This window comes from Neomesorhizobium albiziae (assembly GCF_900114255.1).
Classification (GTDB): Bacteria; Pseudomonadota; Alphaproteobacteria; order Rhizobiales; family Rhizobiaceae; genus Neomesorhizobium; species Neomesorhizobium albiziae.
Window position 1 is genome coordinate 144634 of the sequence record NZ_FOSL01000012.1, and the last position, 13487, is coordinate 158120.

At 60.8% G+C, this 13487-nt stretch carries 12 protein-coding genes; 10 read left to right on the plus strand and 2 right to left on the minus strand.

Annotation, left to right across the window (positions count from 1 at the left end; genetic code table 11):
• The first annotated feature begins 488 nt into the window (after nt 1-488).
• From F3H98_RS19100 to F3H98_RS19130, 7 genes are all read left to right on the plus strand, one after another.
• Nucleotides 489-1256, plus strand: coding sequence for an isochorismatase family protein (locus F3H98_RS19100; protein ID WP_149761933.1), 768 nt, complete (start codon nt 489-491; stop codon nt 1254-1256).
• A 77-nt stretch (nt 1257-1333) separates the two neighbouring features.
• Nucleotides 1334-2140 carry an alpha/beta hydrolase gene (locus tag F3H98_RS19105; RefSeq protein WP_149761934.1) on the plus strand — a complete coding sequence of 269 codons (807 nt, stop codon included), beginning with the start codon at nt 1334-1336 and terminating at the stop codon, nt 2138-2140.
• A 105-nt stretch (nt 2141-2245) separates the two neighbouring features.
• Nucleotides 2246-3214 (plus strand): DUF5996 family protein, encoded by a 969-nt coding sequence (locus F3H98_RS19110; RefSeq protein WP_149761935.1) that lies wholly within the window; start codon nt 2246-2248, stop codon nt 3212-3214.
• Between the two features lie 356 nt (nt 3215-3570).
• Entirely contained in the window at nt 3571-5127 is a 1557-nt protein-coding gene (locus F3H98_RS19115; RefSeq protein WP_149761936.1) for an ABC transporter substrate-binding protein, read from the plus strand.
• A gap of 43 nt (nt 5128-5170) precedes the next feature.
• Nucleotides 5171-6973, plus strand: coding sequence for an oligopeptide/dipeptide ABC transporter ATP-binding protein (locus F3H98_RS19120; RefSeq protein WP_149761937.1), 1803 nt, complete (start codon nt 5171-5173; stop codon nt 6971-6973).
• Nucleotides 6970-7833 carry an ABC transporter permease gene (locus tag F3H98_RS19125; protein ID WP_149761938.1) on the plus strand — a complete coding sequence of 288 codons (864 nt, stop codon included), beginning with the start codon at nt 6970-6972 and terminating at the stop codon, nt 7831-7833. The genes F3H98_RS19120 and F3H98_RS19125 overlap by 4 nt, the downstream gene beginning before the upstream one ends.
• On the plus strand, nt 7833-8819 hold the full coding sequence (locus F3H98_RS19130) for an ABC transporter permease (RefSeq protein WP_244621791.1): 987 nt from the start codon (nt 7833-7835) through the stop codon (nt 8817-8819). Before F3H98_RS19125 ends, F3H98_RS19130 begins: the two co-directional genes overlap by 1 nt.
• Before the next feature lie 153 nt (nt 8820-8972).
• Here the strand turns inward: F3H98_RS19130 and F3H98_RS19135 are convergent, their stop codons facing one another.
• Nucleotides 8973-10763, minus strand: a complete 1791-nt coding sequence (locus F3H98_RS19135) for a PAS domain-containing sensor histidine kinase (RefSeq protein WP_244621792.1) — start codon at nt 10761-10763, stop codon at nt 8973-8975.
• A gap of 179 nt (nt 10764-10942) precedes the next feature.
• A complete protein-coding gene (locus F3H98_RS19140; protein ID WP_149761941.1) occupies nt 10943-11575 on the minus strand; it encodes a response regulator transcription factor in 633 nt (210 codons plus the stop codon).
• A gap of 503 nt (nt 11576-12078) precedes the next feature.
• Between F3H98_RS19140 and F3H98_RS19145 the strand changes: the two genes are divergently transcribed.
• The 3 genes from F3H98_RS19145 to F3H98_RS19155 all read left to right on the plus strand — a co-directional run.
• Nucleotides 12079-12432, plus strand: a complete 354-nt coding sequence (locus F3H98_RS19145; protein ID WP_149761942.1) for a hypothetical protein — start codon at nt 12079-12081, stop codon at nt 12430-12432.
• A gap of 104 nt (nt 12433-12536) precedes the next feature.
• Nucleotides 12537-12743 carry a hypothetical protein gene (locus F3H98_RS19150; RefSeq protein WP_149761943.1) on the plus strand — a complete coding sequence of 69 codons (207 nt, stop codon included), beginning with the start codon at nt 12537-12539 and terminating at the stop codon, nt 12741-12743.
• A gap of 184 nt (nt 12744-12927) precedes the next feature.
• The coding region (locus F3H98_RS19155; RefSeq protein WP_149761944.1) for a response regulator transcription factor at nt 12928-13487 on the plus strand (560 nt) is incomplete at its 3' end.

Here is a 13487-nt window from a genome sequence, read left to right on the forward strand (position 1 = left end):
CGACATCTGCGATATGTCGTGCCGCTCGATTGCCAATGCATGGGTGGCAAGGACGCTCGCTGCAACAAGCGTGGCTATCCGTCTCAAGGACGCTTCTCCTTTTCCTGGAGTTGCAGAGGACCCGACCATGCCAGCCCTTGCGAGGTGCAAGCCATCGTGCCCAGGACGCGTGCAGTCGATACCTCCGCCCATGGTTCCCTAAATGAAGGGCTGGGCCCGACTGTCGGGAACGCGATGGAATCCGATCGCGTGCCATCGGGAAGTCGATCGATCGGCAAAGGCCGAATTCCAGTGCAGCGGACATCGGTTCGCAGGCTGCGCTGCTGATTGCATGTGCTCTCGCCAAGTGCGGAACACGCATATGCCGGAGGCGTGCGCAGCCTCGACCATGGGACAATTACGAATTTCGCTGCGAATTGGCCAATTGCGAAAATGTACCCAGTCGCGCTCCTTGGATTGCGTCGTCCGATCGTTACGAGGAAAAGCCCATGTCGATCAGCATCAGGAAACTGCTATTTGCTCTTGCCGGCGTCTTATCCATCGGCGTTCTTTCACCTGCCTCCAGTGCGCTGGCCCAATCCCCACAGGGCAGTGCTCCGTCGAGCGTTCTCCCGACAGGAGGTGGGGCAGCTTTGCTAGACCCGTCCGACACTGTGTTCCTGCTGCTCGATCACCAGTCGGGTCTATTCCAAACCGTCAAGGACATCCCTGTCGCCGAGTTGCGCTCCAATGTGATCATGCTGGCGAAACTCGCCACGCTGATGAAAATCCCCGTCATCACGACGGCATCCGAGCCAAAGGGCACCAATGGGCCGCTGATGCCGGAGATCCACGAATTCGCACCCCATTCCATTTATGTGGGCCGCAAGGGCGAAGTGAACGCTTGGGATAACGAGGACTTCGTCAAGACCGTAAGCGCCACCGGCCGCAAGACCCTCATCATGGCGGGCGTGTGGACAAGCGTCTGTGTCATGTTCCCCGCACTGGATGCGAAGTTGGCCGGATACAAGGTTTACGCCGTGATGGATGCTTCGGGCGACGTGAGCGAAATGGCGAACAGGACGACACTCGCACGCCTTGCCCAGGGCGGCGTCATCCCCGTAACGACCAACGCCGTGCTCTCGGAAGTCCACCGCACATGGAACCGCCCGGAAGCGGCCGAGATCGGCAAGCTCTATGCCCACGTGTCGCCGAACTATGCCGCCGTGGTGGAGAGCTACGTCAAGGCTCAAGAGGTCGCGAAGCAGGCCAAGTAACCTCGCGATGGCCGCAAGCTTGATCCGATGGCTGTCCACGCAATGGATGCTGCCAAACTGCTCCGATGGAGAAACCAATGTCCAAGACCATCATGCTGATCCATGGCGCCTGGCTGAACGCCTACAGTTGGGAAGGTTTCAAGGCCCGGTACGAAGCCAGGGGCTACACCGTTATCGCCCCGTCGTGGCCGCTCGACGACCGCTCTCCGGCCGAGCTGCGTGCCTCCCCGAATCCCGCTCTTGCCAGGGTAGGCATCAACGAGATCATCGATCACTACGACGGCCTTATCCGCGCGCTGCCCGAGCCGCCGATCCTGATCGGGCATTCGTTCGGCGCAACCATCACGCAGCACTTGCTTGATCGCGGCCTCGGCGTGGCCGGCGTCGCCATCGACCCTGCGCCAACCTCCGGCGTGCTGATCGGGTGGCAAACCATCAAGTCGACCTTTCCCGTGTTCCTGTCGTGGGGAAGCTGGCGCCGTGTGATGACCATGTCGCGCAAGTTCTTCGGGACGCGCTTCGCACAGACCGTGCCGCCGGCGCTGGTGAACACCATGTACGACCGCTACATCGTACCCACGCCCGGGAAGATCTACTGGGACGGTTTGATCTCGGCCGCAGGCAAGATCCGCTGGGACAACGCCAACCGCGCGCCTCTGCTGCTCATCGGCGGCGGCATCGACCTCATTGCCCAAGCCAAGATGACCAAAGCCATGTTCGAGAAGCAGAAGCAGGCGCCATCGAAAACCGAGCTTAAAATCTATCCCAACCGTTCACACTGGACCTGTATTCAGCCAGGCTGGGAGGAGGTCGCGGATTTCGCACTCGACTGGGCTGCGAAGAACGCCCGCGCGCCCAATCTTCTGCCGCAGAAGGTCGCCTGACCGCCTGAATGTCGATGGATTTTGATTGATGATGGGCTCTGAAAAGGCGCATGACGCCATCAATCAAGCAAAACGGAGCTCAACGTGCGTGATCGAGCCGATCGGATGACCGAGAACAACAAGACTGCCTGGCCTGCGCTGCACTACGCCGACTGGGCCGAGACCTGTGCCGCACTGCACCTGTGGACACAGATCGTCGGCAAGTATCGCCTCGCGCACGCGCCTTGGGTGAACCACTCCTGGCACGCCACGCTCTATGTGACGCCGCGCGGCCTGACGACGGGTGTGGTGCCCGACGGAGAGACAGCCATCTCCTTGAGCTTCGATCTTCGGGACCATGTTCTGATCGGGGAGACGCACAATGCACGCGAGACTTTCCCCCTGGAGGCGATGAGCGTTGCTGATTTCCTGGAGCGGACCGCTACGCTGGTCCGGCGGCTTGGCGGGAAGATGGACATTCACGGCGCACCGAACGAGATCCCCGAGGCCAAGCCCTTTGCGCAGGACACCGCGCCGCGGCCCTATGACAGGGCAGCCGTCGAGCGCTTCCATGAGGCGCTAGTGCGGATCGACCGGGTATTCAGGCGCTTCCGCACCGGATTTCTCGGCAAGGTTTCGCCGGTGCACCTTTTCTGGGGATCCTTCGATCTTGCCGTGACGCGGTTCTCCGGTCGCAAGGCGCCGCGCCATCCGGGCGGGATACCGAGGCTTCCCGATGCGGTCACACAGGAGGCGTATAGCCACGAGGTCTCCTCGGCCGGGTTCTGGCCCGGCGGCAGCGGCGTGGACGAGCCGATGTTCTACTCCTACGCCTACCCGGCGCCCGACGGATTCGCCGAAAGGCCGGTCGCGCCGCGGGCGGCCCGCTTCGAGCGGTCCCTGGGTGAGTTCCTGCTGCCATACGAGGTGGTGCGGAGCAGCCCAGATCCCGAGGGTGACCTCATGAGGTTCCTGCAATCGACCTACGAGGCGGCGGCAGAGGCGGCAAAGTGGGACCGGCAGGCGCTCGAGTGCGGCGTAGGCGTGCCGCGGGTGCCGCGTGAGATAGGAAAGACATCGACCACGTCATCCTGAAGACTGTCCGCCATGTCTTCGAGACGCGAGCGACGCATCTGCGGCGACATTTGGCGCAGAATCTTGAAGTAATACTCTCGCCGCGAGTTCCGCATGCCTATCCGGCGGGACCGTGATCTATACCTTGGGGATAGGGTAACCCCTGCTTGATGCTTATAGACCACGATTGGCGGGCTGACGTATCGTAGCGAGGTTATCTGTCTGTCCGCATCGATGCCGAGCGCGGCGAGAAGATTTGACGGCATCGGCGGGACGTTGGGTTAGACAAGGGCGTGAAATGCCTCGTTGGCCAATAGTCGACTGCGGGTGGGCTTCCTACAGTCCCTAGTGTCGTACCAGGCAACGGGGGAATCTTCATGCAGACTTACGCTCACCGGACCGAACGAACCTACAAGCGCAGCTTCGGACTGCGCATGCTGGGACTTGTTCTCGGTTTTCTGATCCTGATTGCGCCGGTCCATGCCCAGGACGTGCTGCGCATCCCTTACGTCGCCGATATTGGGACTTTCGATCCGGACAATGGGTTTGAAACCGGGGCGATGAGCGCAATCAACAACGTCTACGAAGGCCTGGTCGAATATGAGCCGGGATCGACGAAGGTCGTCGGTCTGCTGGCCAGAAGTTGGGAGATTTCAGACGACGGGCTGACCTACACGTTCCATCTGGTCGATGGTGTCAAGTTCCATGACGGCACGCCTTTCAATGCCGCGGCTGTCGTGAATTCCTTCCAGCGCCGCCGCGACCGTGGACTGAGCCTGAGCTATTTCCTCAGCAACGTAGCTGAGGTGAGGGCGCAGGACGATCTCACGGTAGTACTCACGCTCAAGCATCCTCAACCCTCGTTTCTAGACGCCCTCTCCAGTCCGTGGGGACCCAAAGTCATCAGCCCGACCGCACTCGCCGAGCATGACAATGGCGAGTTCGCAAAAACCGGGCTCAACGAGCATGCCGTGGGCACCGGGCCATTCAAGCTCACCGAATTCAATCGCGGGCAGCGCTACGTGCTCGAGCGCAACGACGACTATTGGGGTGATAAGCCCTTCTTTCGGACCATCCAAATCTCGGTGGTACCCGACATCAGCCAGCAGATTCTTCAACTTCAGGCCGGTCTGATCGACGCCGTGCCGATCAACTATCCGTTCGCGCAACTCACGAACCTCCCAACGGGTCTCGAGATAACCGCCGCGCCCAGCATGAACCAGTTCGATCTCTTCGCCAGGCCGGGTTCGCCGCTCGATGACGTGGAAGTCCGCAAGGCCGTGATGACGGCAATCAACCCGGCCTTATGGGTCAAGGATGCCTTTGGACAATTCGCGACTCCTTCGAAATCGCTGTATTCAAAGGCAATGCTCGACGCCTTGCATCCGGTAGAGTTTCCTACCGACCTCGATGCTGCCAAGGCCGCAATCGCCAAACATGGCGCGGTCAGTCTCGTGATCGGTCTCCACAGCGCAGCGCCGAGCTACGGCCGCATCGCCGAGCTGATGATCGCGCAACTGGCTCTGATCGGCGTGAAGGCAACCGCCTATATACTGCCGTCTGGCGCCGCCTATACCCTGAAGGACGACCCGAATCCTCCCGACTTGCTGCTCACCATCTCTGGCCCCGATGCTGCACATCCAGAAAACCAGGCGAAGGTGTTCTTCACCAAGGACGCGCCCCTCAACTTTTTCGGCCGCGTCCTGCCGGAAGCCGATACGATCGTCGATAAGGCAGGGCAGACGACAGACATCAAAGAACGCAACGCGCTTTACGAGCGGGCGGGCCAACTGTATTTCGACGCTGGCCAAATCATTCCGCTGGTTGACGTCGACGATGTGGTCGTGCACGTCCAAGGTTTGGAGGACCTTGGGCTACGTCCTATGTACCCACCGGGCAACATAGATTTCGCCACCGTTCGACGTGGATCGTGAAACTGGCTAAGCCGGCTGTTTCCGGTGAATCAGGTCGCAGCCGATGACTACGCTCTCGCACCGAACGTTCGAAACGGCGACAACCAAGCCCGTTCTTGCCATCAAAGACCTTTCGGTCACGCTCAGCCGCGAAGGTCGTCGCTCCCGTGTCCTCGATGGCATCAGCTTCGATTTGTTTCCCGGCGAGATCGTCGCGCTAGTCGGAGAAAGTGGGTCAGGCAAAACAAGCATAGGATTGACGATCCAGGGGCTTTTGCCGCGTGAAAGCCAACCGCATGTCACAGGTTCGATCCTGCTAACAGGCATCGAGTTGGTTGGAGCTGGAGCGCATACCCTGCGGCACGCGCGCCGTCATGTCGTTCGCGCCATTTCGCAAGACCCCATGAGTGCCCTCAACCCCACCATGACCATCCGCCGCCAGATGAGGGAATCCAATGGCGCGTCAAACGCATCAATCGCCGACTGGCTCAGCCGAACCGGCTTGCCTGATCCGGACCGCATCGCGGACAGCCTGCCGCATCGTCTCTCAGGGGGGCAGCGCCAACGCGTTTTGATTGCCATGGCGATGATGGCAAAACCCAAATTGCTGATAGCCGACGAACCGAACACTGCGCTCGATGTCACTACCCAACAGCAAATCCTGGATCTTTTGCGAGACCACGCCCGCGAGCACACCGCGATTCTGTTTGTAACGCACGATCTTGCCGTGGCGGCCTCACTGGCTGACCGCGTACTGGTTCTCTACGCCGGGCGCATCGTCGAGATCGGCCACATCCGCGATGTTGTCCGCAATCCTGCACACCCTTATTCTGCGGGCCTCCTTGCCGCCCGCTTCGACTTCAACTCCGATCGGTTGCGGCCGCTCCCCACTCTCCCGCCGGAGCGCGGTCACTCCGTCAATATCGAAAGCGCCTGCGCTTATGCAACGCGTTGCCCACTCGCCCAGCCCGATTGCACGGCGATCCGGCCCGCGCTGCTACCTGTTTCCTCCCACCGCGGAACAGCGGCCTGCCTTCACTCCGAACAGACGCCATTCCTCGCTAAACCTGGCGCATTCTCGAAGCCATGGCCGGCCAAGATGACCCAGGAAGGCACCGTTTTGAAGCTGTCGAATGTTGGAAAGAGTTATCCGACAGGCGCCCGGTCGTTTTGGGGCTTCCGTCGACTGAAGCCTGTATTGAAATCGGTCAGCCTGTCGATCAAATCTGGCGAGTGCGTGGCTCTGGTAGGTGAGAGTGGCGCTGGCAAGTCCACCCTTTTGAGAATCGCCGCCGGGCTCCTGGCCCCCGAGAGCGGGAAAGTTTCACGCTTCGACGATCTACTTCCGCAAGTGGTGTTTCAGGACCCGATATCGGCGCTCACGCCGTGGCTCTCGATCGGCGAACAAATCGGCGAGCGCCTGCGCGCACTGTCGCGGGACAGTGATTACCGTCGTCGGCGCGTTGGAGAGGCGCTCAATCTGGTTGGCCTTGACCCGGTGCTGATGGATGCATTGCCTTCCGAACTTTCCGTCGGACAATGCCAGCGTGCCGTTGTAGCGCGGGGCGTTATCGTCCGCCCGAAACTTCTCCTCTGCGACGAGCCGATCAGCGCCATGGACGTCTCACTTGCGGCCACGACATTGAATCTTCTCGGCGACCTCCGCCGGAGGCTCGGCATGGCAATGTTATTCGTTACCCATGATCTTGCGGCTGCGAGGATTATCGCTGACCGCATTGCAGTGCTGAAGGACGGCGAATTGGTGGAGGTGGCCGACCCGGATACGCTCCTTGCCGCGCCCCAGACCGCATACACACGCTCGCTTATCGCGGCCGTGCCGGCTCTCGATACGCGGCAAGGTCGATGACCAGCATGCCGGGCCTAAATACGCAGCCTGCCAGGCCTCGGTTCAGCTGGCGCGATTTCTTCCGGCGTGCCGGATGGCTTGAAAGCATCGGCATTGTCGGCGTGCCCGTCGTCACCGCAGTCGCTCTGCTAGCGCCCTGGATAACGCCGTTTGATCCGCAACTGCGCGTTGCCGCGGCCTTTCAGCCGCCTTCGGTTGAGCATTGGTTCGGCACCGACGAGATCGGTCGTGATTTGTTCTCGCGGGTCATCCTTGGCGTTCAATACACATGGCTGCCGGGGCTGATCCTGATCGGTTTCAGCCTCTTCTTCGGCTCACTGCTCGGGCTGATCTCAGGCCTGATGGGCGACAAGGTCGATCTGGTTATCCAGCGCTTCACCGACCTGTTCCTCGTCATTCCTGGGACGCTCATCGCGCTCGCTGTGGTTGCCTCGCTCGGCCCCGGGCTGGTCAACACGATGATCGCGATCGCCATTTTCTGGTGGCCCTGGTACGCGCGCATATCACGTGATGAAATTCGCCGCCTCAAAGCCCGCCCCCATGTCGAGGCGGCGCGCATAGCCGGAGTCCGTGGTCCGCGACTGCTTCTGCGCTATCTGCTGCCGGGAGCCGCCCCCGCTTTGCTCATCGCTGCGTCGCTGGATATGGCGAACGTCATCATGACATTGTCGCTGATGTCGTTCCTTGGCCTCGGGCTGCCCGCACCGGCGCCTGAACTCGGCGCGATGACGGCGCGCACGCTCGACAGCCTCACGGTGCACTGGTGGCTGCCGATCTTGCCGGCCGCGATCATCTTCTTTCTCTGTCTGCTCACCAACCTGGCCGGCGACGGCCTCCGTGCCGCACTGAGAGGCGCGTGATGACTTACCTGATCAAGCGCGTCGCCGGTGCTGTCGTTGTCCTCCTGGTCATGAGCTTCATCGTTTTCTGTCTGCAGAGCATTATTCCCGCCGATCCAGTTCGGGCTGTAGCTGGGCCGAGCGCTCCGCCTGAAACTGTCGAAGCGATACGCGAACAACTCGGGATCGACGACCCGACCGTTGTCCAGTACGGACGCTTTCTCCAGCGCCTCGTTCATGGGGATCTTGGCATCTCAGTGAGGACCCGGCGGCCAGTGGCTGCCGATATATGGCAATATTTGCCCGCCACGCTCGAGCTTGCGCTGGTGTCGATAGTCTTGGGGGCGGCGCTTTCTGGCGTTATGGCGCTGCTTCAGTTCAGGTTCATGGGATCGACCGGCATACGGCTCGCTATAATCGGTATAGGCTCGACGCCGATCTTTTTGTCGGCTTTGCTTCTGGCTTATTTTTTCTGGTTCCGGCTCGGTTGGCTTCCAGGAGCGGGTCGTCTTGGTTTTAGCGGTTTCACCGGCCCTACCGGGTTCAATCTCATCGATGGAATACTGACCGGCCGTCCCGACGTCAGCGTCGATGCATTGAAGCACATTTTCCTCCCCGCACTCGCACTGGCATTGCCTATCGGCGTTGCGGTTGGCCGAAGCCTGAACGGTGCGCTTCATGATGTCCTGAGCCAAGCATATGTCCGGACGGCCCGCGGCAAGGGCCTCAGTGAGACAAGTGTGTTGTTGCACCACGGTCTGCGCAACGCCGCTTCGGCCCCGCTGTCCATGTTCAGCCTTCAGGTCCGCCTCCTCTTCGGCGGCCTTCTTGTCGTCGAGCGCGTATTCGGGTGGCCTGGGCTGGGCCTGTATGCCGTTCAAGCCTTTGCCAGCGCCGACCTCCCAGCGGTGCTGGGCGTCGCCATGGTCTTTGGCATCTTATACATCATGGTCAACACGTTGGTGGAAATCAGCCAGTCGCTAGCTGATCCCCGGATTGACCTGTGAGATGTCGGGCCCGCTTAGATCAAGATGAGCGTCGCTAAAATTGTTTTTGATCTAGAGCGGTTCCGGTTCTTTTAGAACCGGCAACTCGCTTTAACTATTTGTTTTGCCGCATTTATGCGGACGCCAAATGATTCCATTTGGCTGCAAAATGCTCTAGACCAGCCGCTTCCCCGGTTTGGCAGTCGAGGACCTGACAGCTTTGGCAGAGCCTATCGGCAGGCCGAAGGTTATCGACGCACCACCGGTAGCGATGTTGTCGGCCCAGAGCCGGCCGCCATGAGACTCGATGATCGAGCGGCAGATCGCCAGGCCCATTCCCAAGCCGTCTTGCTTGGTGGTGTAGAACGCCTCGAAAATCCTTTCCGGATCGCTCAGTCCGCGCCCTTGGTCCCTTACTTCGACCTCCACCACATCGTCGCCGCGACGCCGCGAGGCTATGCGTAGGTCCCGCGGGCTGGTATTTGCATCCTGCATCGCTTCAATGCCGTTGCGGACGAGGTTGAGGACGACCTGCTCCATCTGCACATGATCTGCCGCTATAGCGGGCAGGCGGGGATCGAGCTGAAGATCAAGCTTCACCTTGCCGGACAAAAGCTTGTCGGCGAGCAGATCGCACACTTCGGTGATCACCGCGTTGAGGTCTATCGGGTTGGGTTCGCCAGACGTCTTGGCGAACAGCGCACGAATGCGGCTTATCACCTGCGCAGCCGCGTCGGCATTTCGGATGATCTTCTGGGCGACGCGGCTGGCATGCTCGAAATTCGGCGGATCGGCGCTCAGCCACCGCTGGAAGGCGCCGGCGTTGGCCACGACGGCCTGCAGCGGCTGGTTGAGCTCATGTGCGATGGACACCGACAGTTCGGACAAGCTGGCTGCCCGTAGGGCACGCGAAAGTCTCTCGTCTGCCAATCGCAGCGCCTCCTGCGCGCGAATTTCGTCGTCAATGTCCAGGTTTACGCCGTACCAACGCACGATAGTGCCATCTTCATCGCGCAGCGGTTCGAAGCGCGAGTCGATCCAGCGATACTCGCCATCCCTGCGGCAAAGCCGACCTTTGTGCTGGAGCGGCTCACCGCGGGCAAAGGACTTCTGGAAGGCAGCCTTCATGGCTGCCCGATCATCCGGATGGAACAACTCTACATGCGTGGCGAATTGAGGGTTGCCGCTCGGTTCATTCTCAGTTGGGTCTACTCCGGCCCAGTCGACGAAACGCTTGTTGAAATAATATGGCAGGCCAGCCGGCGTCAGAAGCCAGATCATGGTCGGGACTGTATCGACAAGAAGTCGCAGTTCTCTCTCGCTCTGGCGTAGAGCGACTTCGGCTTTCCTCTGATCGTCGATATCTTCGATCTGGCCGTACCAGCCAATTATCCTTCCACGATCATCGCGCGAGGCGACGCCAATATCGCGGAACCACCGATACGTGCCATCGGCCCCCCGGACGCGCTGTTCGTCGTTCAGGGGTTCACCGGTCGACATGCTGTGGCGCCACTTGGCCACGCTCGCCTCGACGTCGTCGGGATGGATAAACTGTGCCCACGAATAGTCATCTGCATCCATCATCCTTCGCATTTCATCGGCTGTGACACCCACATACTCGAGCACCGCCGGGTTGAAGAAGCGAAAGCGGCCATCCGGATAGGCCGACCATCCGAGGCCTGGGATATCAGCAATGCCAGGTCCGGCGCCCTGGTAGACCCGGTCATAAAAGCTCCTGGTCCTGAAAATCTTGATCACGAGCCACAGGGCCAACGCCGCGACGACGAAAACCGCCAACCGGACAGCGCCGCCTGCAGCCCCGGATTCCCCCGAAAACAGGGTCACGGATGAAAGCAGAGCGGCCATGGCGACGGCCACCAGGCCGGCCTCCCAGCCGATGCAAATGCATATGACCGCAACGGCGACCAGCAGAACGTATGGCTCGTCGACGAACAGCGCCAGCACAACGCTCGCAGCGCCGATCGCCAATGCGACGACGCGGCGTTGTTTCGTTGACGTCAGCTCCATTTGCGACCTCTCGGGACCGCTTCCGCGTCCCGCTCCCTGCCGCGGCCGTGATCCAAGTCAGCTACGGAGCCCCTGCGCCCTGATTGTACACTTGTCTTCTCCCGCACGAGAAGCGCTCAGCGGATGTCGGCCGGAAGCGACTGCCAAATGTTGCAGAGATGAGAAATGGACCTTGCGTTCATCTTCTTCATCATGTTGCTACGATGCAGCTTCGCGGTAATTTCGCTGATGCCGAGATCCGATGCTATCTGCTTGTTCATCGCGCCGGATACAACAAGTTTCAGCACTTCCCTCTCGCGGGGGGTAAGGGTCTCATAGAGGGCCACGCTCTCGCGTGAAACGGTCGACGCCGCTCTTCGCGCGACGTCGGTGGCAATGGCTGTCGACACTGCGTCAAGGAACGTCTGGTCCCGCACCGGCTTGGTCAGGAAATCTACCGCCCCTGCCTTCATCGCCTGGACGCTCATGGCGATGTCGCCATGACCAGTCAAGAAGACGATCGGTGTCCGTACACCTTTGCTCGCAAGGATTTGCTGGAGATCGAGGCCGCTCAGACCCGGCATTCGCACATCGAGTACAAGGCAGCCCGGGCGGTCCGGCAAGGTCGCATCCAGCACTTCCTGACCCGAGGAAAACGATATCGTGTCGATGCCGACCGAATTCAGCAACTCCTCCAACGCGTCGCGGACCGCCGCGTCGTCGTCGACCACAATTGCCACGGGACTTTCTGCGATAGCTGAAGTCGCCACGCCCGTTACCCTCGCCTCGGGAGATCTGCTGGACACGAATTGGCGTTCACGTGGTCAGTATCAATCTCGCTTTCGTCACACGTCGACCGGAACCCGCGCCTTACGTGACGCCGCCGGAACCGGTTCGGCGACCGATAACCAGCGATGCCCCCGCCAATGCCCCCGCCAATGCGGTTTCCCTACGTCAGGTCTTGGCGTACCTGTATCGCGACGGGCAACGCAACACTACAAAAGGTTGGTCGGACCTAGACCTCGGTATAGGTGTGGACCGTCGGTTCCGGCTTCGTGTGTCATTCACCTTCGGAGCGTGGCATCGCCGTCGAGGTGAGCGGACGCTGCCCCGGAAGCAGCTGTACAGTGCCTATCCTGGTTGGTCTCACGAGCGCCGGGCGCAGGTACACTGTACCTTTGCATCGCATCACAAAGACTCCTGTAGAATAGGTTGGCGTGACGGGTCGGCGCATCCTCCTCTGTACTGGCTACAAGCCTTCATGGAGGAAACGATGCACAATTCGATCGGAACGCCATCGTACCGCGCCGTCCTTGCCGCCGCTCTATTCTCCGCACCGGTCTTGGTATGTCCCGTCCGTGCGCATGAAACGTTGCCCACAGCCGCCAAGCCTTTGGGCTGGAGCTACCCGCACGCGTGCTGCTCCGGCATCGACTGCCGCCAGGTCGGCAACAAGACCATCAGCGAGCGACCGGAAGGCTATGTCATCAACGGGACCGGCGAGGTCGTCGCCTACAGCGACAGCCGGGTGAAGAACTCGCCTGATGGTGTCTATCACTGGTGCTCGGTGGCCGGAGCCAACGACAGCAAGACGATCTGCCTCTTCGTTCCGCCGAAGGGGTACTAGCCGCCTCGCACCCCGGTCGAGATCGCTAATTCCTCGCCCCGGAACGAAACGCATTTTTCGCAGCCGCAATCACTTCGAAGAGGCCGCGTTAGATGGAGCCAATCATGAAAGCCGCATCGACACTCAATCTCCTCGCGCTCGGCGCCTGCTTCTTGGTGCAGTCCAGCGTGCTGGAGTTGTCGGGGATGGCGGGCATCAGGCGCGCCATTCAGACAATTGAAGCGCGCGCGGAGCCACAGGTGGCAGAGCTGCGGTCGGCTGTAGATCGCGGCGGCCGGCCTATGCCGGAGTATGCTCGGCATCACCCTTGAATGCTGGGCGCAGGCAAGGTGCGCCCTGGACCACCTCATGGATTTCCATAGGATGCGGTTGCGGCGTGGCGGGACTAAGGTTCGGCATGAGTTCGCGGACCCAGATATCGAGGAGAAGCGCGACATCAGGCGCTGACCATCCCCAGCCATTCTTTACGCTGCCGGTTGAAGTGAAGGCCGCGGCATGACGACGGACGACCATATCGTCTTCATCGTGGACGACGATGAACGCATCCGGGAGGCGCTCGGCGAACTGCTGGCCTCGCATGGCACGCGCGCGGTGGCTTTTGCATCGGCTGGAGATTACGTCGGCGCGGACAAGCCGGACCTGCCGGCCTGCCTCATACTCGACGTCGAACTGCCGGACATCAACGGTCTCGATCTGCAGCGGCAGATCGCGCAGGGCGATCATCCGCCGATCGTGTTCATCACGGGACATGGCGACATCCCATCCTCGGTGCGCGCGATCAAGCACGGCGCCGTGGATTTCCTGACCAAGCCCTTCAGCGATGCCGACCTGATGGCCGCAATCCAGGTGGCGATCGTCCAGGACCGGGAAAAGAGATCGGAGCGCGCCGACCTTGGCGTGCTGAGGCAACGCTACCTCGAGCTGACGCGGCGCGAACGCGAGGTGCTGCCGCTGGTGGTGAGCGGCCTGCTCAACAAGCAGGCGGCCGCCGAACTGGGGATCAGCGAAGTGACGCTGGAAATTCATCGAAGGAACGTGATGCAGAAAATGGCAGC

Excerpts from the sequence above, each read along its gene's own strand:
- F3H98_RS19100 (WP_149761933.1), top strand. The coding sequence starts at position 489 with ATGTCGATCAGCATCAGGAAACTGCTATTTGCTCTTGCCGGCGTCTTA.
- F3H98_RS19105 (WP_149761934.1), top strand. The coding sequence starts at position 1,334 with ATGTCCAAGACCATCATGCTGATCCATGGCGCCTGGCTGAACGCCTAC.
- F3H98_RS19110 (WP_149761935.1), top strand. The coding sequence starts at position 2,246 with ATGACCGAGAACAACAAGACTGCCTGGCCTGCGCTGCACTACGCCGAC.
- F3H98_RS19115 (WP_149761936.1), top strand. The coding sequence starts at position 3,571 with ATGCAGACTTACGCTCACCGGACCGAACGAACCTACAAGCGCAGCTTC.
- F3H98_RS19120 (WP_149761937.1), top strand. The coding sequence starts at position 5,171 with ATGACTACGCTCTCGCACCGAACGTTCGAAACGGCGACAACCAAGCCC.
- F3H98_RS19125 (WP_149761938.1), top strand. The coding sequence starts at position 6,970 with ATGACCAGCATGCCGGGCCTAAATACGCAGCCTGCCAGGCCTCGGTTC.
- F3H98_RS19130 (WP_244621791.1), top strand. The coding sequence starts at position 7,833 with ATGACTTACCTGATCAAGCGCGTCGCCGGTGCTGTCGTTGTCCTCCTG.
- F3H98_RS19145 (WP_149761942.1), top strand. The coding sequence starts at position 12,079 with ATGCACAATTCGATCGGAACGCCATCGTACCGCGCCGTCCTTGCCGCC.
- F3H98_RS19150 (WP_149761943.1), top strand. The coding sequence starts at position 12,537 with ATGAAAGCCGCATCGACACTCAATCTCCTCGCGCTCGGCGCCTGCTTC.